Genomic DNA, 24,249 nt, shown 5'->3' with positions numbered 1-24,249 from the left:
TGGACTCTTTTTCTCGATCAATAATAAGATAGGTTTTGGTGATAAAGATGAGAGAGAGTCTTAATGAACTTCAATTTGAAGAAATAGTGAATACGTATCGTCCTGAGTTGAAAAAATTGGCGTGGAGATATGTGATGGATCCGTATCTTGTGGAAGATATTGTGCAAGAGGTATTCATAAAATGTTACATCCATCAAGGGCAATTAGAAGATATTAGTTCGCTCAAAGGGTGGTTATATACGATCACGAAAAACCAGTGCATGGATCATTTAAGAACGAGTTATCATCAACGAGTGATCCCGACCTCCGAATTCTTTATTGCCAACGACCAGACACCTGAATCTGAAGTGATGAACCTACAAACGGGAGAGGAAGTTCAACAGCAGATGAATCGTCTCCCTGACAAATACCAAGAAATCTTATATTTATCCTACATCAAGGATTTGAAAATGAAAGAGATTCAACAATACTTAAATATCAATATCTCTACCGTGAAAACAAGACTCTTTCGGGCGAAACGTTTGCTAAAAGCAACGATGAACTAGAATCCCATGGCAAATGCTGTGGGATTTTAAATAAACAAACCTTATAAAATTAAGTAAATAACAAAAAACAGGATATAAACTGTATCTACGACTGTTAGAAACAGGCGAATTTTCGATTTTTTAAGCTTAGCTAAAGTATTATTAAATAAACGATCATATAAGTCTGCAACAACTAAAACACATGAAATAATCAGAACAACAACGTTCCCTGTAATGAATAGGGCAAGCAAATATATTAACCATCTGCGAAAAAAGTTAAATATTAAAACGAAAAACATCCAAGAAATTCCATGGGGATTTACAAGTAATTCAACATCGGACGAAAGATCCTTGAGTCCTTCTTTAATATTATTGTAGTCTCTTATATAGTCGATATTTAGTATCAGTAAAATGAAACAGTAGATGATGATATAAATTTCTTCATGATTATTAATTCCCACAACAATAAACACGCCTTTACGACATGGTATACATGAACTACTTCAACGAAAAAGGGTGGTTCTCCTTCTCAAATGAAAATTTAACTAGATTATGCGCGATTTTGTTTCTCTTTTTTGTAAGCGAGCGGTGTCATGTTCATCGACTTTCTGAATTTATCGATGAAATAGCTTGTGCTATTATACCCTACTTGATAGGCAACATCCGTAACATTGGCTTCGGATTGTTGCAGTAAAAGTAGGCTTTTTTGAATTCGATAATCTGTTACATAATTCAAAGCGGTTTTCTTTAAAAAACGTTTGAAATATCGGCAGCATTCAGAACGACTTAGTCCACCTGCACGTGCAATATCATCTAACCCTATTTTTTCGGCATAATGGGAATGAATCCAAACTAACATTTGCTTCATTCGTTGATTTTTTAATCGTTCTTTCTCTTCGTATTCCAATTGGATTCCGTTGATAATCAGATTCTTCCAAATGAACGTCATATGAACGCTAATGTCGATTTCATAGTATGGTGGCTGCTGATTGATTAACTGATTGATTTTCATCATAGAGCTAAAGATATTTCTCACCCATTGATCACTCGAAACTAAATGTAAATAAGGTATATTTGTTGCCTGAATATAAGGATTAACAAAGTTTGTAAAAAGTTCTTGTGATAAAACGAATTCTGAAGAAACATTTAAACAAATATAGGTACAATCCGAATGGTCCTTGTCTGTTGCCATATGGAGACAACCTTTATTGATAAAAAGTCCTTCACCTTCTTGAACAGTCATTTTCTCTTCATTCACTTGAAAAATGGCTTCACCTTTTATAACGTGAATAAACTGTAATTCATCATGCCAATGCAGTGGGATATAACCATTTATATTTTGATTAATTGTTGTTTCATAACATGCTATTGGTAACACAACGGTACGGTGTTCGGTTAGTTCTCTTAGATTTTGGTCAATTCTAAAATCTCTTATTTGCACATGACCACCTCAATATCGTTATATTTTTTTATTCCATTTTAGTATTATTTCAGCCTTTGTTCACTTATTATATGAGATATTGTAACACTATTTTTATATTTAAGGTGGAGAGCTCATGATGAGTAGATACAAGGGAATCATTCTTGTTATAACAGGAGCATTATTTTGGGGAATTGGAGGAACAGTTTCCAAAAAGTTATTTCAAGAGTTTGCAATAGATGTCAATTGGTTAGTGACTACTAGGTTGCTTATTGCGGGTGTTTTACTCTTAACAGTCCAGTTTTTTCGAAAAGATCGTGCTCAAATAATAGGAGTTTGGAAAACTAGAAGGGTAGCTATTCAACTAATGATTTTTGGGTTACTCGGAATGCTTGCGGTACAATACACCTATATGGCCTCTATTAAACATGGAAATGCAGCGGTAGCGACATTGCTTCAATATTTGGCACCTGTCATGATCATCGTTTATTTGCTTTTTCGGAGGCAAGCTATCCTTACAAGAAAAGATCTGCTGACAGTTTCACTGGCATTAATTGGCTGCTTTTTCTTATTAACCAATGGGTCAATTACTCAATTATCGGTACCAGCACCAGCGATCATTTGGGGTGTTTTATCTGGAGGTGCGCTAGCATTTTATACTTTATATGCCGTGCCTTTATTAAAACAATACGATTCCCTTGTCATTGTGGGTTGGGCGATGATCATTGGTAGTCTAGCACTAAGTTTTGTTCATCCACCTTGGCAAATGGACTTTCAATCCTTAACAGTGGAAGCGTATTTCTACTTACTATTCGTGATTATCTTTGGGACGATGCTTGCTTTTTGGTTTTATATAGAAAGCTTACAAAGTCTCGCAGCTAAAGAATCGAGCCTTTTGGGAAGTACAGAGCCAATAGCCGCTGTTCTCTCATCTGTTTTTTGGCTAAAAGAACCTTTTGGAGCGTTTCAATGGCTCGGCACCATATGTATTATGATTATGATTGTTGTGCTAGCTTTAAGTAAAAATACATCAAATGAAACAGAACTTTCACAGAGTGAAGAGCCCCTTAAAATTAGCTAGTTTTAAGGGGAATTAGCCGTACTTTTCGTCTTGAAAATACTATCCCATTTGCTCAATGCTTTTTTGTACAACTTCGACCATATCATCTTCAGCACCGAGACTAAAGTTGAAAATGATCCCGCTCCCACCACCAGCGCCGATTGCTGAAACAAAAATTTTATCGTTAGTTCCAACTACGGTAAGGCTTAAACTGGCTCTGTTTCCATTTCTCATAAAGTATTTATCATAAACTCGAACAGCAATTTTCGTATCTTCAATCGTGTAGTTACTTTCATCAACTAAATTCATCGAGAGGGCACTATTGCTAATATCGTATTGTAGTTGATTTACAACTTCCTCGTACTGTCCGATAATGGTCGTTTCATATTTTGCCATAAAAAGTAGCTCCTCCTTCATAAGGCAACTGATTGGGTGGCTAACTATTTGTTCAATTCGATCACAAATTCAAAGCCTGTTGGTATATTGAATGGAATTTTACATTGTTTAAAGACTAATTTATAGTCAACGAGGTCATCGGGTAAGGCAGGTGATATGATGTATGTAAATGATTCATGCCCACCAGAGCCTCCACCTCCTTCGTTTCTACAATCATAATCTACTTCCTTACCAACAATTTCAAGGTCAAAAAGGTTGGGGTCACGAAACCTCCTGGACATTTCGTCATCTTCAGGATCGTCTCTATCAATCGTAAAATGAACGACACTAGCATTTTTAAATTGACGGATAAATGTTACTGTATAAAATTTATGATCTTTTTCAAACGATTTTAATATCGGGATATTTTTTAGAAATCCTGTTGGTTCTACAACAGGTCTATACCACTCTTCGTTCAAAAAATGTGAAAAGACACTAACTAGAAATTCTTCATACAAATCATATTTTTTAGACCAATTAGAAAGAAGCTGTTTTGTTGGAAGACTAGGAGTATTACTTGATAGATCTTTTCGTTGTTTGATTAAATCACAAATTTGTTCATCTATTGTTTCAAGTTTTTCATCGTAATGTTCTGTTGGGCGTTCATAAGGCAACTGATTCATTTTTTCTCCTCCAAAGTGAAAGTATTGACCTGATTTTAGCATAAAATGGAAACGTAAGGTAGCGATTCTCTTTAACTCCCTCTACATAATCTTCAAATCTCATCTATAGTAGAAGGATTATCTATTTTTGTATGGAATACATACGGAAGAACGATGTTAAACTAATTTTTTTTAGATGGGAGAGTAAGATGAAAACTAAATTAATAGAAAAAATAAAGAGAGTTCAAAGTGAACATGAGTTTTCTGGTTCCATTTTAGTTAAGGACACTCAAGAAACCTTAATGGAAGTAAGCTTTGGCTTTGCCAATCGCTCTGAACACATTAAAAATAACGATTCTACAAAATATGGAATTGCATCTGGATGCAAGATCTTTACTGCTGTTGGAATTTGTCAATTAGTAGAGAGAGGAAAACTAGCATTCGATACTAGGTTAAAAGAATGTCTTGATATCGACTTCCCTCATTTTGATAAAGAAATAACGATTCATCATCTGTTAACACATACATCTGGAATCCCTGATTACTTTGACGAAGAAGAGATGGAAGACTTTGAAGAATTGTGGGATGAAAATCCGATGTATAAAATAAGAAGGTTACAAGACTTTCTGCCATTATTTCAACATAAGCCGATGAAATTAAAAATGGGAGAAAGGTTCCACTATAATAATGCTGGTTATATTTTACTAGGATTGATTATTGAACAGGCGAGTGGACAATCTTTTACTGAATACGTTCAAGAGAATATTTTTAAACAGGCAAATATGAAGAAATCAGGATTCTTTGAGTTCGATGCTCTACCTTCAAATACGTCACATGGTTATATTGATTTTCCTGATGGCACATGGAAGACCAATATTTATTCACTCCCTGCAAAAGGTGGTTCGGATGGTGGTGCGTATGTGACCGTGAAGGATATGGGGGAGTTTTGGAATTCGCTTATGAACGGACAGCTTATAAGCAACGCATCTGTGGAATTAATGCTCATTCCTCATGTTCATGATGAAGAAGATGCCTATTATGGCTATGGAGTATGGATAGAAAAAAGAGATTCCACTATCCATAAATATCATGTAATGGGCTATGACCCTGGTGTATGTTTTCATTCTGCTTTTTATCCGAATCATGAAACAACGGTTGTTATTTGTTCCAATAAATCAGAGGGAGCATACGGAATAATGAAAGAAATTGAAATGGGATTATTAGAGCAATAAATAAGATTTTTGGCATCTTAAAAAATGGATGAAAGATTGGAGAGATCCTATAGCGGGAATGGGGATTTCCCATATCATCGATACTACTAATGATTTCATACAGTTTGAGTTAGATGAAATTGAATAAAAGATTATGTACAAATGACGGATTACTCGAATCTTCTTTTTAGCATTGTTCTAACTTCCTATGCTATTCTATTTTTGTTTAAAGATTCGAAGCTTGCCAAAAGGAGGAATAGATAAAATGGATTACATAAGAGTTACAAGCATAGATGATCCGCTGTTTACACAAATGCACCAATTAATGCAAAATATTTTTCCACCAGAAGAGGTATTGGAATTTGACCTTTGGAAGGAGCCTTTAGAGGATTCAGGGATTAGAGTATTTGTGGCGGTTCATGAAGGACAAGTGGTTGGAGCAACGGAATATCGTTATTATGAAGATTTCAATGTAGCGATGACTGATTTTACCATTATCGGTCAAGCTGGGCTTGGAATCGGACCATTTTTAGCGAATAAAAGAGCGGCCGATTTAAAGGCGTTAGCAGAAGAAAATGGAAAAGAGCTTTTTGGCATGTTTGCGGAAATTTATGATCCATATCGAGTCGACGACTATGAATTTGGTGGCGTTAAGCCAATGGATCCGTATGTTCGCCGTGAAGTGTTGTCTCATTTAGGCTATCGTCGCTTAGACTTTCCATATGTTCATCCATCGTGGAATAATGATGGTGAAGCAGTAGAAGGATTAGATCTCTCCTTTTTAACACTGGACCCTGAAGTACAGGCAATCGATGCTAAACTAGTGGTGAAATTTTTGAAAAGATATTATACCGTCCTACCAAACAAGCCAAAGAAATGGTTAGATATGATTGCTAGTATAGAATCAAAGGAAACAATTGCATTAAAATCATTTTAAACGGAAAATGGCTTACCGAAAATTCATCCCTGAATAACGTAAAGAGCAATAGACAGAAATTCCGCTTAAGGATTGTACATTTCACCTGCGACCATTTTTTCTTTTTCTGATTGCATGGTCGTAACTCCTCTGTTATTTAATTTGAAAAATAAATCTTGCAGAATATTGAAAAATATTATACTCTGTTGTTAATTTTAAACAGAGGTGGTTTCCAATGAATGATTTTTTCACCTTTCTATTATTATCATTATTTGTCGTCATGAGTCCAGGTATAGATACGGCACTTATTACAAAAAGAACGATTTCTGATGGCCGAAAAGATGGTTACCGAATCGCACTTGGAATTACAACAGGTTCTTTGGTGCATACATTAGCGGCTGCATTCGGTTTATCGGCAATACTCATGCAGTCGGCTCTAGCGTTTGAAATTGTGAAGTATGTAGGAGCAATTTATCTTATTTATCTTGGAGCTACTTCCTTTATTAAAAAGGATAAAGGAACGGATTCTAGTTTAGAGAAGAATACGAAGAAAGCACCATTTACGCAAGGGCTATTGTCGAATGTTCTGAATCCAAAGGTGGCGATGTTTTTCATCACGTTTTTACCCCAATTTGTAAATGGGGCAAATAATGTGACAACTCAGCTTATTATAATGGGAGTGATATATACAGTATTATCGATTACTTGGTTTTTTGTTTATGTATTTTTCATCAACTATTTACGTGAGTGGTTAATGTCAGCAAAAGTTCAACGAGTAATGGATAAAACAACAGGACTAATCCTTATTGGCTTTGGATTAAAATTGGCGCTGGAGAAGAAATAATCATATATGATGGGCGTCTTTGGCCCCATCATATCCACTTTCGCTCTTTCATATGATGGAATAGAAAGGTGTGAGGTGGATGAGTAGAGTAGCGACCGAATATTCGTATTTGAATTATCCAGATGATATGCTCCATTTAATACGAAATGGTTTAAATAAAGGAACAACTCCAAAAAGAATTTTGATTGCAGGTGCTGGGATGGCTGGGCTTGTGGCAGCTTCTCTGCTAAAACAAGCTGGCCATCATGTAACAGTGGTTGAAGGGAATGCTCGAGTTGGAGGGCGAATTTATACTGTTCGCAAGCCTTTTAGTAATGGAAACTATTTGGAATTTGGAGCGATGAGAATCCCTGATAACCATCTATTAGTTTTAGAATATATTCGTCGTTGCAAGCTGAAAACAAATAACTTCATCAATGCCACTCCAAATGATTTGATATACGTGAATAATGTGCTAACGACAAGTTCCAATTATGAACAAAATCCTGATGTATTGAATTTTCCTCTCAGCGGTTGGGAACAAGGGAAGACGGCAACTGAACTATTTTTAGCTGCCGTTCAGCCCTTTTTAGATCGCTATCAAAATAGCACGACAGAGGAACAGGAAGAATTGATGAAACAATTTGATGACTATTCGATGGAAGCTTATTTGAGGGATAACCCTTATGGCCCTTCTTTGTCATTGAATGCGATTCGATTAATTAGCATTATGCTTGGAATGGAAGGTTTTCGTGAACTCTCATTTGTTGGGATTGTGACGGATATTATATATCCGATTTTTAACGAGGATGCCCAATTTTTTGAGATAGATGGTGGGAATGACCGCTTGCCTTATTCGTTTTTAACTGAATTACGAAATGACATTTATGTGAATGAGAAGATTTCTAAGATCATTCAAGATGAGCAGGGCGTCCTTTTTCAAACGACCAATCAAATAACAGGACAGGTACATACATTTAGAGGAGATTATGCGATTATTACGATTCCTTTTTCAGCTTTGGAATTGATAGAAATTGAGCCTTTTGATTCGATTAGCTTTAATAAGCGGCAAGCGATTCGAGAGATACTTAGTATATCTTCGGTGAAAATCGGCCTGGAATTTAAGCAGCCCTTTTGGGAGAGGTACCACTTAGGGAACGCAATTTCAGATTTACCGACACGATTCAGTTATATTCCAAGTCACGCTATTGGTCGGCCTGGACCAGCGGTGATGTTGGCAAGCTATAGTTGGGGACATGATGCTGCTTTGTGGAATAGTCTGTCTAACCAAGAAGTCATTCAATATGCTTTAAAGAACCTTGCCAAAATATATGGTTCCATCGTCTATCAGGAGTTTTTAAAAGGGGTCACATTTAATTGGGGAAGAAACCCTTTTTCCGCAGGTTGTTTCACCCTTTATGCACCAGGTCAGAAAACAGATTTAGGTGATATTATTTATCAGCCTGAGGGAAGATTGCATTTTGCAGGAGAACATACGTCTACTTTCCATGGGTGGGTAGAAGGAGCGGTAGAATCAGGAATTCGAGCAGCCTATGAGGTAAACGGGAGATAGATTCATAAGGCTCTTTTCGCAAATTTTAAGTGAAAAATTATCCTATAGGAATGCGAAAAATGCCGTTGTTATTTTTAAATTAGTAGTCGAATCTGGATATTAAAGGGGAAAACCAGCACCTAGTTTTTTACGAAAATACGTCAAACAAGACGACACGAAAAGGGAGGTTGACAATAAGGAAAGAATCATTTATTATTATCTTGAATTAAAGATAAATTAATTTGAGATAATTGGATTGGTTTATTTTTTTGTTTATATATCTCGAAATCGAGATATTTTCCATAAGTAAGATAATCGATCGCAGATAAAACTAGCAATAAGATAGAAAGAGGAGTGATTTACATGGGAAAACAAACAACAGGAATTCACCATATTACAGCAATCGTCGGACATCCACAGGAAAATGTTGATTTTTATGCTGGAGTATTGGGATTACGTTTAGTGAAAAGAACGGTCAATTTTGATGACCCAGGAACATATCACCTCTACTTTGGGGATGAAGGTGGTAAACCTGGAACGATCATTACCTTTTTCCCTTGGGTAGGAGCCCGACAAGGTGTTATCGGGGATGGACAGGTAGGCGTAACTTCATATGTTGTTCCAAAGGGAGCTCTTGAATTTTGGCAAAAGAGACTTGAGAAATTTGATATTCCTTTCAAGACGATGGAGAGATTCGGTGAGCAATTTATAGAGTTTGACGATCCTCATGGTCTTCACTTAGAAATCGTGGAACGCGAGGCAGGAGAAAAAAACACATGGAGTATTGGGGATATCACAGAGGATGTTGCTATTAAAGGTTTTGGTGGAGCAACATTATTGTCCACTCAACCGAAAAAAACTGGAGAATTGCTAGAACATGTGATGGGACTAGAATTTGTCGGTCAAGAAGGAGAGATTGCTCGCTATCAATCATCTGGAGAAATCGGGAATATCATTGATTTAAAAATAACAGCAACAAGACGTGGACAAATGGGTGTAGGAACGGTTCATCACATTGCGTGGCGTGCAATCGACGATGCTGATCAATTAGAGTGGCAAAAGCATGTTGCTACAAATGGATACGGTGTGACGCCTGTCCAGGATCGCAACTACTTTAATGCCATTTACTTTAGAGAGCATGGAGAAATCTTATTTGAGATTGCTACAGATCCTCCTGGATTTGCTCATGATGAATCTTTGGAAACGATGGGAGAAAAATTAATGTTGCCTGCGCAGTATGAACAGTACAGAGAGCAATTAAATCGAAGGCTTACCCCAATTGAAGTAAGAGAATTAGATTAAGATTCGTTTAAACTTAAAAAAAAGGACTGATACGCTTGCGATCCATTGATCCTTCCCAATATTCGGAAAGAGAAAACTATAAGTTCTTAATCGGGAGTGTTATTCCAAGACCAATCGCCTTTGTCACGACACTATCTGAGGAGGGTGTTTTAAACGGTGCTCCTTTTAGCTTTTTTAATATTGTCTCTTCCAATCCGCCCATGATTTCACTGGCGATTCAACAGAAAGCAGATGGACGTAAGGATACTGCTAAAAATATCCTGAAAATGAAAGAGTTTGTTGTACATGTGGTGGACGAGTCAAATGTCGAAAAAGTGAACGACACAGCAGCAAGCCTTCCGTCTCATGAAAGTGAAATTGCTCTTGCGTCTTTTACCCCAGTCGATAGTGTTAAGGTGGCAGTTCCGGGTGTGAAGGAAGCGAAAGTCAGATTGGAATGCACGTTAGAGCGTGCACTTGAATTAGGAGAAGGCACTGATTTTATCATCGGCAAGGTTGTACGCTATCATGTGGCAAATGGGATTTTTGAAGATGGAAAAATTGACCCAAGAGGACTCGCAGCGGTTAGTCGTTTAGCGGGAACAAATTACTCAAAAATAGGGGAGATCTTTTCACTGGAACGACCTAAATAGGAGAGGGGTGGAGAGCTTGCTAAAATCAATCGGAATCCATCACATAACGGCTATGGTTAATGATGCGCAAAGAAACATCGATTTTTACACAAATGTACTTGGTTTAAGACTAGTGAAAAGAACGGTTAACTTTGATCGACCTGAAGTCTATCATCTCTACTTTGGCGATAACAGTGGGCATCCAGGTACGATCATCACATTTTTTCCGTGGGAGAAACAATTAAAGGGACGGATTGGCACTGGTCAAGTTGGTGTAACAAGTTATGCGATTCCAAATCAATCGATGAGCGTTTGGAAAGACCGTCTTCAACAATTTGGCTTAGAATTTAAAAGGACTTCTCGCTTTGGAGAAGCCATCCTAGCATTCAGGGATTCTGATGGATTGGAGTTAGAACTCATTGAACGTCAAATTAAATCGAGTAATCATGAAATTATCGGATTTGCAGGTGCCACTTTGTTTTCAGCACAGCCTAATAAAACAGCGGAAATATTAGAGAGTTTGTTCGGAATGGAATGTGTTGGGGAAGAAGATGGATTTTTACGATTTAAAGGAGAAGCACTAGTTGGTAACACGATAGACATTAAGCTCACTCCATCAGTTAGGGGATTGATGGGAGCTGGAACGTTCCATCATATAGCCTTGAGAGCAAACGATGAAAAAGAGTTAAACGAATGGCGAGAACTTCTTTTGGACAAAGGCTATAATCCAACAGAAGTCCGAGATCGCAATTACTTTAAATCTATCTATTTCCATGACGAAGGAGGAATTCTTTTTGAAATCGCAACCGATTCTCCAGGTTTTACGGTGGATGAATCGATTGAGCAACTAGGTGAAGGTCTAATGTTGCCACAGTGGTTAGAGGCAAAAAGGGAAGCGTTAGAAAAGCAGTTGCCAAAGGTGGAAGTACGTAGAGTGGAGGGAAATCAATCATGAAGCATATTTTTAATCAAGGAACAGATATGACAAAACCAACCTTGCTTTTATTACATGGAACAGGGGGAAATGAGTTAGATTTGCTGCCGCTCGCTGGACGAATTGATGATGAAGCCTCGGTATTAAGCGTCCGTGGAAATGTTCTTGAAAATGGAATGCCGAGATTTTTTAGACGATTAGCGGAAGGAATTTTCGATGAAGAGGATTTAATTTTTCGCACGAAGGAATTAAATCAGTTTCTCGATGATGCTGCAAAGGAATATGGATTTGATCGAGACAATGTGGTGGCTGTCGGCTATTCCAATGGGGCCAATATTGCGGCAAGTCTTTTATTTCACTACGAGAATGCGTTAAAGGCAGCTATTCTCCACCATCCAATGGTTCCACGTAGAGGAGTGGAACTTCCTGTTTTAACAGGTAAGTCTGTCTTCATTGCAGCAGGTACGAATGATCCAATTTGTTCACCGGAAGAATCAGAAGAATTAAAATCACTATTGGAAAATGCTCATGCAAAGGTAGAGCTTCATTGGAAAAGTCGAGGCCATCAATTAACGCTTGATGAGGTTGTTGCTGCGGCGAAATGGTATCAAAAGATTCATGCATAGGAACATAGAAAGTAACAGAAACTAGGTGGTGGTTGTATATGGGCATTTTGTCGAAACTATTTGGAAATTCAACGAAAAAGGAGTCTAAATCAATGTCAAATGTAAAATTAGCGGTCATTTACTACAGCATGGGTGGAACAAACTATCAATTATCAAAATGGGCTGAAGAAGGAGCAAAAGAAGTAGGCGCTGAAGTAAAGGTTTTAAAGGTACCTGAGCTTGCTCCTGAATCTGCTATCGAAGGGAATCCAGCATGGAAAGCTCATGTGGAAGCAACGAAGGATGTGCCAGAAGTGTCACTAGATGATTTGGAGTGGGCAGATGCAATTATTTTTAGTGTCCCAACTCGTTTCGGTAATATGCCGTCCCAAATGAAACAATTTTTAGATACGACAGGTGGATTATGGTTCAATGGCAAGCTTGTTAATAAAGTGGTCAGTGCAATGTCATCTGCACAAAATTCTCATGGTGGCCAAGAAGCTACGATTCTTTCACTTTATACAACGATGTATCATTGGGGAGCGATTGTCGCAACTCCAGGATATAGCGATCCGGTCATTTTCTCATCTGGTGGTAATCCGTACGGAACAAGCGTAACAGTTGACCAAAATGGAAAAATGGTTGAAGACGTGGAAAATACGGTGAAGTATCAAGCAAAACGAACCGTACAAGTAGCTGAATGGGTGAAAAAGGGAAATCAATAAAAATAATTAGCTGAGAACGCCAGAGGACCGATTCCACTTTACTTGATGAAAGTTGATTCATGAGGCCACAGTCTGATGTGCTTTTGTGCAAAAAGGGCTTCATGAGGACAATCTCAGGTGTGCAAAAGAGAAAGTTTGTCCTCATAAGGGGTTCATGAGGACAACCTCAAAAATGCAAAAGAGAAAGATTGTCTCATGAGGACAAACTCAGATTGCTCTTTAGTATGCTCTGTTCTCATTAAAAGATATTTTCAGACAAAAATAAGAAAAAGCAAGTGAACGATCCTCACTTGCTTTATTTAATGGGCTTATTCTGAAAGTACCTTGTTATGTTTGCGCTACTTTTTTATCGCGGGTTTTGACAAAGTAAAAGGCTGATATCCATGCGGTGATCGGAATGATCAAGGTCACTCCTGTCCCAGCGCAAAGAATGGTGATCATTTCAGCACTGAATATTTTTGAATTGACGATTTCTCCGAGAGAATAGGCAAGGTCCTTAAACCAAATGAGCAAAGCTAAATAGCCGCCAAAGAAGGCGAAGAAGAGTGTATTGGCACTCGTACCAAGAATATCTCTACCAATGCTCATACCAAACTTAAATAAATCTTTACGGCTGATGTTTGGATGATGATAAAAAGCTTCGTACATTGGAGAAGAAATGGCGATTGCTGCATCCGTTATCGCTCCGATTGTACTCATTATCATTACCGCAGTGGCAAGCTTGATAAAATCAATTCCGATATAAAGGGAAAAGATGCCTAACTCCTCTATCTCTTCCTCCCCAAAACCCTGTATCATCGCTTTGTCTGTGAGGATGACAATGAAAGAAAGTAAGATGACAATTGTAATCAATGTCGATAGAAAGGCGGTTTTGGTTTTACTATTCATTTCGTTTATATAAAATAAATTAATACAACTAATAATTGCACAGGCAATGACGGTAATGACAATGGGATTTAAGTTTGGATCATTCATAAATAAAACAGCAAGGAGAACAACAACAAAGTTAAGAAAGATCGCAAAGAAAGAACGTGCCCCTTTTTTCCCTCCAATAATCGTCATCAAGAAAAACAATATCATTCCAAGTAATACTAATACATTCATAATTTCGCCCTCTTTCGGTTAACAAAAAGCATCGTAACATAGAGACCAATGGGGATCGTGACGACAATGCCAATTCCGCCAGCTAAAGCGCGAGCTAGCTCTAAAGAAAGGTTCATGGAAAGAGTAAAACCTAAAGGAGAAGCATTTTTAAAATAAAGGATAAGCATCGGAATCGAACCGCTAATATACGCGAAGAACAAAATATTGGTCATCGTGCCCATGATATCTTTGCCAATCTCCATTCCCGATTTTTTCAATGCTTTATTCGAGATGTTATGGTCCTTTTCATATAATCCGAAGATCGAAGAAGACATAGTGATGGCTACATCCATAACAGCACCTAATGAACCAATAAATAAGCCGGCTAAAAAAACGAGCTTATATGGCCGGGTAATAAATTGAATTTCCTCATAACGTAATCCTTGTTCATTCGTTACCCACATAACAGCATAGGTGATTAGCAATGAAGAAAAGGTCCCTAATAGAGTAGCGATGATCGCCGCATAGGTTTTTTCATTTAAACCGTTGACAAGTAATAACGAAATGACGGTGAATAAGATGATACTAATGCTGCAGATGACTAACAAATGGATCCCAGATGATTGAAGATACAAATCTAAAGCATAGGAAAGTAAAACGGCGTTCACTACTAAGCTAATAATTGAAAAGAGACCTTGTTTTTTTCCAACGAACAATAAGGTGAAAATAAAGGCCCAAGCAACAATAAGTAAATATTTATCCCTTTTGACATCTTGAATGGTAGCGGATAAATCGGATTGCGCATCAGCTGTTTGATCAATCATCACAAATAATTCATTGCCAACTTTATATTCTTGATCGTAAGCACCTGAAAAGGAAAACTCATTTTCGATATGGATTTCCTGCCCCTTATAGTCACCATTCATTACCTTTGCCACGAGGTGTTGGGTCGTGAGGATATCTTTATTGTCATACATATCGACGTTTTCACTTGATTCTTCGACACTGACAGAAGTCACTTTAGCAATCGTCCGCTCGTACAATCCATAGTTAAACTGTACAAAGAGAAAAGATGCAATAAAAAGAGTAAATAAAAGACTATACAGAAAAATACTTCGCTTCTTATCGGTTATTTTCGTTGTTAATATGTTCAAGAGAGGAACCTCCCAGTAGTCTTCATGAATGGTCTAAGAATAGCAAGAATGATTTTACATCGTCAAGAAATTGTGTAAAAACACTTGCGTTTTGCAACTAAATAATTATAATGAAATCAAGAGGTGGAAAAAATGGAAAATTTACGTGAAATCTTTCAAGTGATGACAAGACGCTTTGGGTTCTTAAATAAAAATTGTTGCAGTGTTGGAGGAAGTGCGGTGTCACTCGTTCAAAGTCATATTTTGTATGAGATTGACCGTCAGCATGAGCCATCGATGCAACAAATTGCAGACACATTAGGGATGGATATTACGACTTTTAGCCGCCAGGTACAGTCATTAGTGAAGATGAATTTAGTAAAGAAAACTCCGGCTCCTGGGGATAAACGAATTCAGATTCTGTCCTTGACAACGGAAGGAACATACGTGGAAACAACGATTGATGAACAAATGAATCTTTTTCTCAATGAAGTATTTTCCCACATGAATGATTTCGAAAAGGAAACGGTTATTCGCTCTATTAAGCTCTTAAACGAGGCGATGGCAAAGTCAAGTATGTGCTGTGGGAATTGGCAGGGGTGAAATACCCTAATATAAAAAAATACTTGTAAAATGCAAATAATGACACAAAATACTTGCGAAATACAAATAAAAGGAGTCTCTTAATATGCTGGGACAAATTTGGATGGATTTTCTTGCAATTGCTTTTGAACTCACGATTCTTTTTATTGGGATTTCTTTTCTTGTTAGTTTACTGCAAGGGCTCATTCCATATGAAAAATTGAATCATTATTTATCTGGCAAAAACACCTTTATTGGCGTCATCGCGGCGATTATTTTTGCCTTCATTACTCCGTTCTGCTCCTGCTCGACGATACCTGTTGTCGTTAACTTATTAAATAAGCATGTTCGCTTTGGTGTTGTAATGGTTTTTCTATTTGCATCACCGGTGTTGGACCCGATTATTATTACGTTGATGACGGCTCTTTTAGGATGGAAGGTGGCACTTGTTTATACGCTTGTCACAACCGCATTATCGATCATCATTGGCTTAACTTTAGAGAAGCTTGGTTTTGAAAAAGCAGTTAAAAGAGTGAAGATGACGGGATATAAAGAGCCAGAGGTGAAATTTAGCTTTCGCTTCGCATGGGAAGAAACCGTAAATCTGATGAAAACCGTTTATCCCTTTCTATTAATTGGTGCTGGAATTGGGGCGATTATTCATGGAGCGGTGCCAACCGAATGGATTACAACCTATCTCGGAGGGGATAAATGGTGGCTTGTTCCAATCGCTGCGATCGTTGGAATTCCACTTTATATTCGTCTTTCAACGATGATTCCTTTGTCGCAAATTTTAATTGCAAAAGGGATGGCTTTTCCACCTGTAATGGCTCTAATGATCGCTTCGACAGGTGCTAGTTTACCAGAAGTGGCATTACTGAATTCAATTTTTCAAAAAAGATTGGTAACTGCCTTTGTTGTTTCAGTTGTCTTTATGGCGTCCACTTCAGGCTTTCTATTTTATCTCATTTAAAGGAGGTGAGAAAAAATGGCATGGTTCAAGCGTAAAGCAGATACTGCTTGTTGTGATGTAAAAATAGAAGAAGTGGTGGATAGTTCTTGCTGTGAAACGAGTGAAGAGGTAGGTTCCTGCTGTGATGTGAAAATTGAAGAGGAAAAGGAATCGTAAGGTGAATGTGAGTGGAGCCATTTTTTTAGATGGAAAATGGTTCCTTTTTTCATATATTCATCTTATGATTAAAAGAAGAACAAATAGGGGGAGTGGGACTGTGATCATTAGAGAGGCCATTTTTAAAGATATCGAATCGATTCGAACGATTTATAACGAAGGAATCGAAGATAGAATCGCGACATTAGAAATAGACGAAAAAGATCCTTCCTACATGAAAGAATGGTTTATCAAGCATGAGGGTCGATACAAAATTATCGTGGCAGAAGTAGGCGGAGAAGTTGTTGGATGGGCTGCCTTAAATCCTTATAACAATCGATGTGCTTATTCTGGAGTAGCTGATCTATCGGTGTATATTTCCCGGAATCACAGAGGAAAAGGAATCGGGACGAAACTATTAAAAGCGATCGATAATGCTGCAAAAACAAGCGGGTTCCACAAAATTGTCTTATTTACTTTTCCATTTAACGAAATGGGCCAGAAGCTATATGTTAAGAACGGATATCGTGAGGTAGGAACCTTTAAAAATCAGGGTGTTCTTGACGGGAAATTCGTCGATGTCATGGCGATGGAGAAGTTGCTTTAAACATTAGGTCATCCTTATGTTTTTGGGAAAAACCGTAAGCTATGGGCAATCATAAATTGTGCAGCATAATAGGTGGCCATGATGAAAATATCAGAATGAGGTACGTGTGATACGAACATATTCCAGGACAAGAAAGAATCAGAAATGACGAATAAAATACTTCCTAGTATCGCCCAAACATTTCGTGTTAAGAATGCCATCCAACACATGAACAATATGACGAGAATATAAATTAAAACAGGTAGTGCTAAGCCCGAAGTTTGCTCTCCAATTACTGCGTCTAGTACATAGTATCCCATCACTACCCCATAAACGCCAAGTGGTAAGATCACCATTAATGCAAGGGATGATAAACGGCGAAAACGGAAAAAGCCAGCGATATAAATCAGGTGTCCGATTAAAAATGCAAGTAGGCCGAGAATGAACGATCTGCTGATTAGTCCGTCTCCAAGCATACAGAAAAATAACCCCCACCAAATTATCCAAAGTGTTTGTGATTGATGCAGACGTATTTGTTGATAGGCATAGACAAGGATGAGCCACATCGGAATCAATTTGCAAAATATTTTCAATGCTTCCAGATCGTTCGGAATGAAAAAAATATAAATTACGCTCGTTAACAATATGAAAATCGGTAGCATGTATCTTTGCAATGTATTCATCCTCTCAAACTAGTTAACTACTTACATTGTAACTTGTGTTCAGAGTAATTGAAAACCTTTTCATGAAAAAAGGTGCTGCCTAAACAGCCCCTTAGTTCACTTTATTTTCATAACGGGAATCCAAATCTCACTTTTAACAGATGGTGAAGTTAGATCCTGATCTTTAATGGACAAGATTTCGGGTCCTTCAGCAATTTGATAGCCAGAAGATGGAAACCACTCAGCGTATATTCTTCCCCAGGTTTCTTGTAAGGTAATAGGAAAGGGACCTGCTGATTCAAAGACAGCCCAAGTTAATGCTGGAACTTCTAGTTTTGAAAATCCTTTAGAGGATTCTTCTGTTGTTGCCACTCCTATATATTGATCAAGTTCACCTTTTTCTTCCATTCTTCCATCTGAAAAGTTTGTGGATGCTTGAATCATTCCTTTTGGCTCAATATTTGAAAGTCTCATTAATTGCTCTATTTTTTCCATTGTTAGAGATTGCCACATTTTTGTGATTTCTGGATTTTCCCCTTCAAAAATAATTGGAACTCTTTTCACGATTCCAATCAGATGGAAGGCTTCCTTTTCTTCCAATCGATAGTTCATTTCATTTCCCCCTTTAATAGATAGTTGAAAGGTCATAGGTGGATAAGCTTTTAACCTTTGGTCATGGTTTCTTGCTTCTGACGGTGTTATCCCATGAATATGTTGGAAAGCTCTGGAGAAAGAGTCTGGTGATTGATAGCCATACTTCAGCGCCACATCAATTATTTTGAGGTGCCGATTTTGCAGTTCTAATGCTGCCAAACTAAGTCGTCTTCGGCGAACGTACTCTGATAACGTAACGCCAGCAAGAAAAGAAAACATTCTTTTAAAATGATATTCCGAACAGTGTGCGATTTTTGCAACTACCTTATAATCAATATCGTTCGTTAGGTTTTCCTCTATATAATTCATGGCGTCATTCATGTTCTTAAGTAAATCCATCGTATGACCTCCTTTGCTACTAGCATAGCAGGATTAGACTATTTTGATCCGATAATTTGTGCACGATTTTGTAGGATGAAAGTGAACTTTGTTTTCGAGGGAAGGAGTGAAATATGCTTCGAAACAGAGTAAAAGAATGAAAGAAAAACGCTCGAAATGAGCGTTTTTCCATAACTGCCATCAAAATTTTTCAACTTGCTCATAGTTTTTATTAATATCAGGCTTTTCGGAAGACCATATTAATAGTACGATACCAAATATTAAAAGAAAAATTCCTATCCATGAAGTGGCACTTAGATACTCTCCTAACACGAGTACTCCTAATATCGCTGCGGTTAATGGTTCGGCTAACGCAAGTGTAACTGAGGTAGATGGAGAAATGTGACTAACTCCTTTGGCAAAAAGGAAATATGCAATTCCAGTGGCCATTATTCCAAGATGAAGACTTGCGCCTATCCCATTAACACTCATAATCCAAGACAAATCATAAATAAATAATATCGGTGATAAAATAATGGCGCTAAGTGTAAAAACAACCGCTACTACTGAAAGAGATGAATATTGAACAACCAACTCTCTACTCACAATTGTATAAGTTGCAAACGATAAACCAGCACCCAAAGCCATCAATATTCCAACTGGCTCTACTTGCACTGATTCCTTATTAAAAAAAAGCATTAGACAGCCTAAGATTGACAAAATAGTTGAAGACCACCAAAGGGCATTTTGACGTTTATTTAAAAAAAGCCATTCAATGACTCCGGATAGTATTGGAGCAGTTCCAATTGCTATCACTGTTCCAATGGCAACCCCTGTTATCGTAACTGCGGAGAAAAACAATGGTTGATAGACTGCCATACTTATTGCAGCTAGTAAAGTTGTCTTGACTGGCCAATTCTTTAAACTAAATTTTCTTGTTAGCAGAACAAGACATAATAAAAATAGACCACCTACGGCTAATCGAGTAGCGCCAATAGCAATCGAGTAGCGCCAATAGCAATCGGGTGTGCGGTTTCCGGCGCAAGTGCCTGAGTTGTTCCGGTGGTTCCCCAAAGGATGGCAGCTAGTATTACTAAATAAGGAGCTAGTTTGCCCTTCATTTTGCTCACCTCAATAAAAAATAAAAGGAATATTAAACTTATAATAGGGAACCTACTGAAAGATCTCTTTACTAAGTTTAATGCACCTTTTATCCTTTCTTAAGCATCCTATATTTTTGTGGAGATATTTTCGTACAGCTCACAAACCATCTTGTAAAGGATGAAGAATTCTCAAATCCTAATTCCTCACTCACTTTTGACATCGCCCAGTCTGTTGTCATTAATAGATGTTTAGCCTCTTTTAAACGGAGTTCAGATATATAAGCTTTTGGGCTTTTCCCAGTTATTTTCTTAAACCATGTTGAATAATATACTGGATGGTAATGCTCTATTTTTGCTAAAGTTTCTAATCTAATAGCCTCCTCCTTATAATGTTTATGAATGTATTCAATAGAAGGAGGATCAGTAGTTTGGAGTTTGTTGGTGACGTATTTGGTTAAATGAACCAAAGAAGACATGTAATCACGACTAGTAGCCTCTTCTAACAGCAAATTACGGATAGAAGTCCATTGTTTATCCATGCGTATATACATATCGCTTGTAGCCTCTGGTAAATACTGAGTTGGAATATCTAAGATTAAAAATTCATTCCTGTCCATAGAACGGTAATTATGTTCCAATTTGGGAGGAATATAGAAACAATAGTCAGAGGTAAGATTAAATTCATGCTCCTTCGTTTGGATATCTAAAGATCCTTTTAAAGGAAAGAGAAATTGTCCAAACTCATGTTGATGAGATATAAACTCTCTAAAATAGGATCTTTTTTCGCAAGTTATATGATTGATCGTTTCCATTTTCTCCCCCCAGTAATTATACCTTCAATTGTATTATAATTCTGAAAAAATATGAGGGATTTTGAATATATAACTATTTTTTTAAAGCTATTAACAATCCGCTCGGTAGCGAAATATTATAATAGCTGGCATTTTCAAAGTAATCTTCAATTTTAAACAGGTTTTAAAGGTGGAACTAATATCCGAAAGTGTCTCCTTCTTTCAAATTTAAGGTCTGTTTGTTAATTGATACGGTAGTGTTATCTTTGGGAATCGTATTACCACTTGAATCTCTTTAGTTCCCCACATTTTTCTGCTGCATTTTTTCCCTTTTGTGAATCATGTGATTGGTTCCCCATTCATGCATTGCGTTTAAAATCGGTTCTAGACTTCTTCCGTATTCCGTAATCGAATATTCGACTTTTGGTGGCACCTGTGGGTATACTTTTCGTTCGATAATATCTTCCTCTTCTAAGTCCCGTAATTGGTTGGTTAGCATTTTCTGAGTGATTCCCGGAACACTTCGTTTCAATTCACTAAATCTTTGAGTACCATTCTTTAATAAGTGCAATAATATGAGGGGTTTCCATTTTCCAACTAAAATCCCCAAAGCATCGTCGACACGGCATAATTCTGGTTCAATTTTCATGTTGCATTCCTCCTTATAGTATCCTTTTGTATACTATACCACTTCAAAGTGCGTACTTCATTAATAGATTGTTATGAGTAATAATAGGATGGAATAAGAAAAACGAGTAGGAAGGTTTGATCATATGGAAAAGTATCGGATTGATCCAAGCAAAGGGTTAGAATTTGGGATTTATACGTTAGCGGACCATCTCACAAATCCCCATACAGGGAAACGAATTTCTGCCCAGCAAAGGGTTCGTGAAATCATTGAATTAGCGAAACTTGCTGATGAAGCGGGAATTGATTTTTTTAGTGTCGGAGAAAGTCACCAAGAATATTTTGTCGCACAGGCCCATTCCGTCATATTATCAGCTATAGCGCAAGCGACGAAAAACATCAAAATCGGAAGTTCCTCTTCGATTATTAGTACATCTGATCCGGTTCGAGTATACGAAGATTTTGCGACCATTGATTTGATTTCAAATGGCCGTGCCGAAATTGTGGCTGGACGTGCCTCTCGTATAGGCCTTTATGAGTTACTTGGATATAATGTGCGAGATTACGAAGCTCTTTTTGAAGAGAAATTTGATCTATTATTAAAAATAAACGAAGAAGAAGTGGTCAATTGGAGCGGACAATTCAGACCGGCATTGAAGAACGCAAAAGTATTACCACGTCCAAAAAATGGTTCTCTACCGATTTGGCGAGCGGTTGGAGGAACTCCAGCAAGTGCGATGAAAGCGGGATACGCAGGAGTACCGATGACATTAGCGGCATTAGGAGGTCCAGCAAGTATTTTTAAGAGAACGATCGATGCATATCGTGAAGTAGCGGAGAATAATGGCTTTGACCCAGCTACATTGCCGGTGGCAACAACGGGCTTTTTCTTTGCTGCTGAAACAACTCAAGAAGCGATGAGAGAGATGTATCCATATATCAACGAAGGAATGAAACTAACGAATGGAAATGGTTTTCCGAAGCAAGCATTCGCCCAAGCTCCTGATAAGCGCAATGTTATTAATGTGGGAAGTCCACAAGAAATTATTGAAAAAATTCTTTATCAATATGAACTCTTTGGTCATCAGCGTTATCTTGCCCAAATGGACTTCGGTGGCGTACCGTTTGATAAATTAGCGAAAAATGTGGAAATTATCGCAACAGACATTTTACCAGCCATTCGCAAATATACAGCAAAAAAATAGGGGGACTCGAGATGAAAATAGTAGGAATTTCCGGTTCGATTGTAGGTTCAAAAACAAGAACAGCGATGAATTATATATCTGAAGAAATCACAGCAAAATATCCGGAAGTAGATTTCTCGATTATCGATTTAGCAGAGTATGATCTGCAATTTAGTGATGGCAGAAATTATTTGGAGTATGAGGGTGACACGGGTTTTGTCACAACGGAAATTATGGAAGCTGATGCGATTATAATTGGAACTCCGATTTTTCAAGCATCGATTCCAGGTACATTAAAGAATCTTTTTGATCTATTACCTGTTCAAGCGTTTCGAGATAAAGTAGTGGGCATGTTTGTGACTGCGGGTTCAGCTAAGCATTATTTAGTAGCGGAGCAACAGTTAAAGCCGATTCTGTCTTACATGAAAGCACAAATCGTTCAGACGTATGTCTTTATTGAGGAAAAAGATTTTCATCGTAAGGAAATTGTCAATGACGATGTGATTTTTCGAATGGAACGATTACTCGAGGATACTGTAGTACTGACGGAAACGTATCAAAGCATTCGTCAAGCAAAAGAGGACGCATACGACTTTTAATAAAACTGTTTTCGTAATGATGGTGGTTTTTGCGTAAATGTCCTCATTTTTTTCTCTGAAAAGGCTGACATTTACCCCTCAAATGAGGTTTTAGAACACTCATTATTTTTGCGCAGCACTTTTCGCTCCCAAAATCAGGCTTTTTGTTTCGTATTGCTTTCCAAAAGCCTTTAATAAAGCTGTCTGCATATCGGTTGCTTGATTTTGAAAATCGTGGTTTAATTTTTTTATATGTATTTTTTATACTTTTAGGTTTAAAAAGACTTTGAGCATTGTGGTGTGACAGTCAAAGCATCCGGGCATGCTAATGACGTTCAAAGGAGAAGAAAGATGACAGTAATGGAAGGAATCCTTAGTATACAAAGAATCAAAGGATCAGATATTATGCTTTTAAATGATATCCCTCTCGTAAAAGCAGTATCTCCTTTTAATGATAAAGAGATTACACTTACGATCGAGAGCGAATCAGCCCCGGCCCAAACATTCTCAGGTGTAGCGGAAGTTTTTTACTTTGCAGGACACCAGCAATACCATAGAGGGATAAAATACGTCAGTGATTTTTTCATTGACGATGTGGATATAGTGGATTGGTTGGAAAGACTAGAGGGTAAATACGTTACACTAACCATTTTAGGTTAAAAGGAGGTTAGTAGCTATGGGCATTGTCGTTGTGGAAATATGTGATGGTAGCCTTATTAATGAATTACCCATTGAAGAGATATTGGAAGAAGAATACCCCGAAGTGGCGGTGCTTGAAAGTAGCTGCTTATCTTTCTGTGGGATGTGTGCAAAAAGACCGTATGCCATCGTCAATGGAAAGAGAATCTTTGCGAAAACAGCGGAAGAATGCTTAGAACTCATTAAAAAGCAAATTGAAATTGAACTGGCTATATATGCTTAAAACAATATTTGTGCTTGAGACCAGTTTGGAGTTTTGGAGTGGGTCTATTTGGACAGGAGCAGTGTGGATTGCGGGACTGGAGTCCGAATCAAGAGTCGATTCGGACAAGAGAGGCGTGAAATGCGTGTCCGGAGTCCGAATAAAAGGCTGATTCGGACAAGAAAGCCAAGATCCCCCGGAAGTGAGTCCGAATAAAGC

Annotated in this window: 30 protein-coding genes; 19 read left to right on the top strand and 11 right to left on the bottom strand. The window is 37.7% G+C overall.

The window, feature by feature from the left end; translation table 11 throughout:
* Nucleotides 1–47: 47 nt before the first annotated feature.
* The gene (locus BMSHG_RS20160; RefSeq protein ID WP_019156284.1) at nt 48–545 is read left to right on the top strand and encodes an RNA polymerase sigma factor; all 498 of its coding nucleotides are present in this window, start codon (nt 48–50) and stop codon (nt 543–545) included.
* A gap of 41 nt (nt 546–586) precedes the next feature.
* Here the strand turns inward: BMSHG_RS20160 and BMSHG_RS20155 are convergent, their stop codons facing one another.
* Together BMSHG_RS20155 and BMSHG_RS20150 are read right to left on the bottom strand one after the other, a co-directional pair.
* Nucleotides 587–997 (bottom strand): hypothetical protein, encoded by a 411-nt coding sequence (locus BMSHG_RS20155; RefSeq protein WP_235776423.1) that lies wholly within the window; start codon nt 995–997, stop codon nt 587–589.
* Nucleotides 998–1,074: 77 nt separating this feature from the next.
* On the bottom strand, nt 1,075–1,965 hold the full coding sequence (locus BMSHG_RS20150; RefSeq protein ID WP_019156282.1) for an AraC family transcriptional regulator: 891 nt from the start codon (nt 1,963–1,965) through the stop codon (nt 1,075–1,077).
* 115 nt (nt 1,966–2,080) lie between these two features.
* On the opposite strand from BMSHG_RS20150, the gene BMSHG_RS20145 reads away from it, so the two are divergent.
* Nucleotides 2,081–3,025 (top strand): EamA family transporter, encoded by a 945-nt coding sequence (locus tag BMSHG_RS20145; protein ID WP_019156281.1) that lies wholly within the window; start codon nt 2,081–2,083, stop codon nt 3,023–3,025.
* A gap of 39 nt (nt 3,026–3,064) precedes the next feature.
* On the opposite strand, the gene BMSHG_RS20140 is transcribed toward BMSHG_RS20145, so the two are convergent.
* Both BMSHG_RS20140 and BMSHG_RS20135 read right to left on the bottom strand, forming a co-directional pair.
* Nucleotides 3,065–3,400 carry a DUF6054 family protein gene (locus tag BMSHG_RS20140; protein ID WP_019156280.1) on the bottom strand — a complete coding sequence of 112 codons (336 nt, stop codon included), beginning with the start codon at nt 3,398–3,400 and terminating at the stop codon, nt 3,065–3,067.
* 44 nt (nt 3,401–3,444) lie between these two features.
* On the bottom strand, nt 3,445–4,062 hold the full coding sequence (locus BMSHG_RS20135; RefSeq protein WP_019156279.1) for a hypothetical protein: 618 nt from the start codon (nt 4,060–4,062) through the stop codon (nt 3,445–3,447).
* Nucleotides 4,063–4,250: 188 nt separating this feature from the next.
* Between BMSHG_RS20135 and BMSHG_RS20130 the strand changes: the two genes are divergently transcribed.
* The 9 genes from BMSHG_RS20130 (at nt 4,251) to wrbA (ending at nt 12,720) form a co-directional block, all read left to right on the top strand.
* Nucleotides 4,251–5,273: a serine hydrolase domain-containing protein gene (locus tag BMSHG_RS20130; protein ID WP_019156278.1), complete on the top strand. Its 1,023-nt coding sequence runs from the start codon at nt 4,251–4,253 to the stop codon at nt 5,271–5,273.
* 244 nt (nt 5,274–5,517) lie between these two features.
* The gene (locus tag BMSHG_RS20125; RefSeq protein ID WP_019156277.1) at nt 5,518–6,189 is read left to right on the top strand and encodes a hypothetical protein; all 672 of its coding nucleotides are present in this window, start codon (nt 5,518–5,520) and stop codon (nt 6,187–6,189) included.
* Between the two features lie 214 nt (nt 6,190–6,403).
* Entirely contained in the window at nt 6,404–7,012 is a 609-nt protein-coding gene (locus tag BMSHG_RS20120; RefSeq protein ID WP_019156276.1) for a LysE family translocator, read from the top strand.
* Nucleotides 7,013–7,091: 79 nt separating this feature from the next.
* Nucleotides 7,092–8,564: a flavin monoamine oxidase family protein gene (locus BMSHG_RS20115; protein WP_019156275.1), complete on the top strand. Its 1,473-nt coding sequence runs from the start codon at nt 7,092–7,094 to the stop codon at nt 8,562–8,564.
* A 342-nt stretch (nt 8,565–8,906) separates the two neighbouring features.
* Nucleotides 8,907–9,845 carry a ring-cleaving dioxygenase gene (locus tag BMSHG_RS20110; RefSeq protein WP_019156274.1) on the top strand — a complete coding sequence of 313 codons (939 nt, stop codon included), beginning with the start codon at nt 8,907–8,909 and terminating at the stop codon, nt 9,843–9,845.
* A 35-nt stretch (nt 9,846–9,880) separates the two neighbouring features.
* Nucleotides 9,881–10,477, top strand: a complete 597-nt coding sequence (locus BMSHG_RS20105) for a flavin reductase family protein (protein ID WP_019156273.1) — start codon at nt 9,881–9,883, stop codon at nt 10,475–10,477.
* A 16-nt stretch (nt 10,478–10,493) separates the two neighbouring features.
* Nucleotides 10,494–11,411 (top strand): ring-cleaving dioxygenase, encoded by a 918-nt coding sequence (locus BMSHG_RS20100; RefSeq protein WP_019156272.1) that lies wholly within the window; start codon nt 10,494–10,496, stop codon nt 11,409–11,411.
* Nucleotides 11,408–12,016 (top strand): alpha/beta hydrolase, encoded by a 609-nt coding sequence (locus BMSHG_RS20095; protein ID WP_019156271.1) that lies wholly within the window; start codon nt 11,408–11,410, stop codon nt 12,014–12,016. The genes BMSHG_RS20100 and BMSHG_RS20095 overlap by 4 nt, the downstream gene beginning before the upstream one ends.
* 38 nt (nt 12,017–12,054) lie before the next feature.
* Nucleotides 12,055–12,720: an NAD(P)H:quinone oxidoreductase gene (gene wrbA / locus BMSHG_RS20090; protein WP_019156270.1), complete on the top strand. Its 666-nt coding sequence runs from the start codon at nt 12,055–12,057 to the stop codon at nt 12,718–12,720.
* A gap of 327 nt (nt 12,721–13,047) precedes the next feature.
* Here the strand turns inward: wrbA and BMSHG_RS20085 are convergent, their stop codons facing one another.
* Nucleotides 13,048–13,824, bottom strand: coding sequence for a YibE/F family protein (locus BMSHG_RS20085; RefSeq protein WP_019156269.1), 777 nt, complete (start codon nt 13,822–13,824; stop codon nt 13,048–13,050).
* Nucleotides 13,821–14,957 carry a YibE/F family protein gene (locus tag BMSHG_RS20080; RefSeq protein WP_019156268.1) on the bottom strand — a complete coding sequence of 379 codons (1,137 nt, stop codon included), beginning with the start codon at nt 14,955–14,957 and terminating at the stop codon, nt 13,821–13,823. Before BMSHG_RS20080 ends, BMSHG_RS20085 begins: the two co-directional genes overlap by 4 nt.
* A gap of 132 nt (nt 14,958–15,089) precedes the next feature.
* On the opposite strand from BMSHG_RS20080, the gene BMSHG_RS20075 reads away from it, so the two are divergent.
* The 4 genes from BMSHG_RS20075 to BMSHG_RS20060 all read left to right on the top strand — a co-directional run bounded on the left by BMSHG_RS20075 (nt 15,090) and on the right by BMSHG_RS20060 (nt 17,233).
* A complete protein-coding gene (locus tag BMSHG_RS20075; protein WP_019156267.1) occupies nt 15,090–15,539 on the top strand; it encodes a MarR family winged helix-turn-helix transcriptional regulator in 450 nt (149 codons plus the stop codon).
* Nucleotides 15,540–15,624: 85 nt separating this feature from the next.
* Nucleotides 15,625–16,491: a permease gene (locus BMSHG_RS20070; protein ID WP_019156266.1), complete on the top strand. Its 867-nt coding sequence runs from the start codon at nt 15,625–15,627 to the stop codon at nt 16,489–16,491.
* A 15-nt stretch (nt 16,492–16,506) separates the two neighbouring features.
* The gene (locus tag BMSHG_RS28775; RefSeq protein ID WP_019156265.1) at nt 16,507–16,647 is read left to right on the top strand and encodes a hypothetical protein; all 141 of its coding nucleotides are present in this window, start codon (nt 16,507–16,509) and stop codon (nt 16,645–16,647) included.
* A gap of 64 nt (nt 16,648–16,711) precedes the next feature.
* Nucleotides 16,712–17,233, top strand: coding sequence for an arsinothricin resistance N-acetyltransferase ArsN1 family A (locus BMSHG_RS20060; protein WP_051030964.1), 522 nt, complete (start codon nt 16,712–16,714; stop codon nt 17,231–17,233).
* Between the two features lie 14 nt (nt 17,234–17,247).
* On the opposite strand, the gene BMSHG_RS20055 is transcribed toward BMSHG_RS20060, so the two are convergent.
* The 5 genes from BMSHG_RS20055 to BMSHG_RS20035 all read right to left on the bottom strand — a co-directional run bounded on the left by BMSHG_RS20055 (nt 17,248) and on the right by BMSHG_RS20035 (nt 21,389).
* Complete coding sequence (locus BMSHG_RS20055) at nt 17,248–17,895, bottom strand: lysoplasmalogenase (RefSeq protein ID WP_148346998.1); 648 nt, start codon at nt 17,893–17,895, stop codon at nt 17,248–17,250.
* Nucleotides 17,896–17,991: 96 nt separating this feature from the next.
* Nucleotides 17,992–18,867 (bottom strand): AraC family transcriptional regulator, encoded by an 876-nt coding sequence (locus BMSHG_RS20050; protein WP_019156262.1) that lies wholly within the window; start codon nt 18,865–18,867, stop codon nt 17,992–17,994.
* A gap of 180 nt (nt 18,868–19,047) precedes the next feature.
* Nucleotides 19,048–19,920 carry an EamA family transporter gene (locus BMSHG_RS26590; RefSeq protein ID WP_316245679.1) on the bottom strand — a complete coding sequence of 291 codons (873 nt, stop codon included), beginning with the start codon at nt 19,918–19,920 and terminating at the stop codon, nt 19,048–19,050.
* 136 nt (nt 19,921–20,056) lie between these two features.
* Nucleotides 20,057–20,761, bottom strand: coding sequence for an AraC family transcriptional regulator (locus BMSHG_RS20040; protein WP_019156261.1), 705 nt, complete (start codon nt 20,759–20,761; stop codon nt 20,057–20,059).
* Nucleotides 20,762–21,035: 274 nt separating this feature from the next.
* On the bottom strand, nt 21,036–21,389 hold the full coding sequence (locus BMSHG_RS20035) for a winged helix-turn-helix transcriptional regulator (RefSeq protein ID WP_019156260.1): 354 nt from the start codon (nt 21,387–21,389) through the stop codon (nt 21,036–21,038).
* Nucleotides 21,390–21,513: 124 nt separating this feature from the next.
* On the opposite strand from BMSHG_RS20035, the gene BMSHG_RS20030 reads away from it, so the two are divergent.
* From BMSHG_RS20030 to BMSHG_RS20015, 4 genes are all read left to right on the top strand, one after another.
* A complete protein-coding gene (locus BMSHG_RS20030) occupies nt 21,514–22,572 on the top strand; it encodes an LLM class flavin-dependent oxidoreductase (protein ID WP_019156259.1) in 1,059 nt (352 codons plus the stop codon).
* Between the two features lie 11 nt (nt 22,573–22,583).
* On the top strand, nt 22,584–23,150 hold the full coding sequence (locus BMSHG_RS20025) for an NADPH-dependent FMN reductase (protein WP_019156258.1): 567 nt from the start codon (nt 22,584–22,586) through the stop codon (nt 23,148–23,150).
* Between the two features lie 330 nt (nt 23,151–23,480).
* A complete protein-coding gene (locus tag BMSHG_RS20020) occupies nt 23,481–23,789 on the top strand; it encodes a hypothetical protein (RefSeq protein WP_019156257.1) in 309 nt (102 codons plus the stop codon).
* A 16-nt stretch (nt 23,790–23,805) separates the two neighbouring features.
* Complete coding sequence (locus BMSHG_RS20015; protein WP_019156256.1) at nt 23,806–24,051, top strand: DUF1450 domain-containing protein; 246 nt, start codon at nt 23,806–23,808, stop codon at nt 24,049–24,051.
* Nucleotides 24,052–24,249 lie beyond the last annotated feature (198 nt).

The sequence above is a fragment of the Robertmurraya massiliosenegalensis JC6 genome (assembly GCF_000311725.1).
Classification (GTDB): Bacteria; Bacillota; Bacilli; order Bacillales; family Cytobacillaceae; genus Robertmurraya; species Robertmurraya massiliosenegalensis.
This window is presented reverse-complemented; position numbering and strand designations above follow the sequence as displayed.

Bases quoted from the DNA above. Each gene is read 5' to 3' on its own strand.
- BMSHG_RS20160 (WP_019156284.1), top strand. From the start codon at position 48: ATGAGAGAGAGTCTTAATGAACTTCAATTTGAAGAAATAGTGAATACG.
- BMSHG_RS20145 (WP_019156281.1), top strand. From the start codon at position 2,081: ATGATGAGTAGATACAAGGGAATCATTCTTGTTATAACAGGAGCATTA.
- BMSHG_RS20140 (WP_019156280.1), bottom strand. From the start codon at position 3,400: ATGGCAAAATATGAAACGACCATTATCGGACAGTACGAGGAAGTTGTA.
- BMSHG_RS20135 (WP_019156279.1), bottom strand. From the start codon at position 4,062: ATGAATCAGTTGCCTTATGAACGCCCAACAGAACATTACGATGAAAAA.
- BMSHG_RS20130 (WP_019156278.1), top strand. From the start codon at position 4,251: ATGAAAACTAAATTAATAGAAAAAATAAAGAGAGTTCAAAGTGAACAT.
- BMSHG_RS20125 (WP_019156277.1), top strand. From the start codon at position 5,518: ATGGATTACATAAGAGTTACAAGCATAGATGATCCGCTGTTTACACAA.
- BMSHG_RS20120 (WP_019156276.1), top strand. From the start codon at position 6,404: ATGAATGATTTTTTCACCTTTCTATTATTATCATTATTTGTCGTCATG.
- BMSHG_RS20115 (WP_019156275.1), top strand. From the start codon at position 7,092: ATGAGTAGAGTAGCGACCGAATATTCGTATTTGAATTATCCAGATGAT.
- BMSHG_RS20110 (WP_019156274.1), top strand. From the start codon at position 8,907: ATGGGAAAACAAACAACAGGAATTCACCATATTACAGCAATCGTCGGA.
- BMSHG_RS20095 (WP_019156271.1), top strand. From the start codon at position 11,408: ATGAAGCATATTTTTAATCAAGGAACAGATATGACAAAACCAACCTTG.
- wrbA (WP_019156270.1), top strand. From the start codon at position 12,055: ATGGGCATTTTGTCGAAACTATTTGGAAATTCAACGAAAAAGGAGTCT.
- BMSHG_RS20085 (WP_019156269.1), bottom strand. From the start codon at position 13,824: ATGAATGTATTAGTATTACTTGGAATGATATTGTTTTTCTTGATGACG.
- BMSHG_RS20075 (WP_019156267.1), top strand. From the start codon at position 15,090: ATGGAAAATTTACGTGAAATCTTTCAAGTGATGACAAGACGCTTTGGG.
- BMSHG_RS20070 (WP_019156266.1), top strand. From the start codon at position 15,625: ATGCTGGGACAAATTTGGATGGATTTTCTTGCAATTGCTTTTGAACTC.
- BMSHG_RS28775 (WP_019156265.1), top strand. From the start codon at position 16,507: ATGGCATGGTTCAAGCGTAAAGCAGATACTGCTTGTTGTGATGTAAAA.
- BMSHG_RS20060 (WP_051030964.1), top strand. From the start codon at position 16,712: ATGATTAAAAGAAGAACAAATAGGGGGAGTGGGACTGTGATCATTAGA.
- BMSHG_RS20055 (WP_148346998.1), bottom strand. From the start codon at position 17,895: ATGAATACATTGCAAAGATACATGCTACCGATTTTCATATTGTTAACG.
- BMSHG_RS20050 (WP_019156262.1), bottom strand. From the start codon at position 18,867: ATGGATTTACTTAAGAACATGAATGACGCCATGAATTATATAGAGGAA.
- BMSHG_RS20040 (WP_019156261.1), bottom strand. From the start codon at position 20,761: ATGGAAACGATCAATCATATAACTTGCGAAAAAAGATCCTATTTTAGA.
- BMSHG_RS20035 (WP_019156260.1), bottom strand. From the start codon at position 21,389: ATGAAAATTGAACCAGAATTATGCCGTGTCGACGATGCTTTGGGGATT.
- BMSHG_RS20030 (WP_019156259.1), top strand. From the start codon at position 21,514: ATGGAAAAGTATCGGATTGATCCAAGCAAAGGGTTAGAATTTGGGATT.
- BMSHG_RS20025 (WP_019156258.1), top strand. From the start codon at position 22,584: ATGAAAATAGTAGGAATTTCCGGTTCGATTGTAGGTTCAAAAACAAGA.
- BMSHG_RS20020 (WP_019156257.1), top strand. From the start codon at position 23,481: ATGACAGTAATGGAAGGAATCCTTAGTATACAAAGAATCAAAGGATCA.
- BMSHG_RS20015 (WP_019156256.1), top strand. From the start codon at position 23,806: ATGGGCATTGTCGTTGTGGAAATATGTGATGGTAGCCTTATTAATGAA.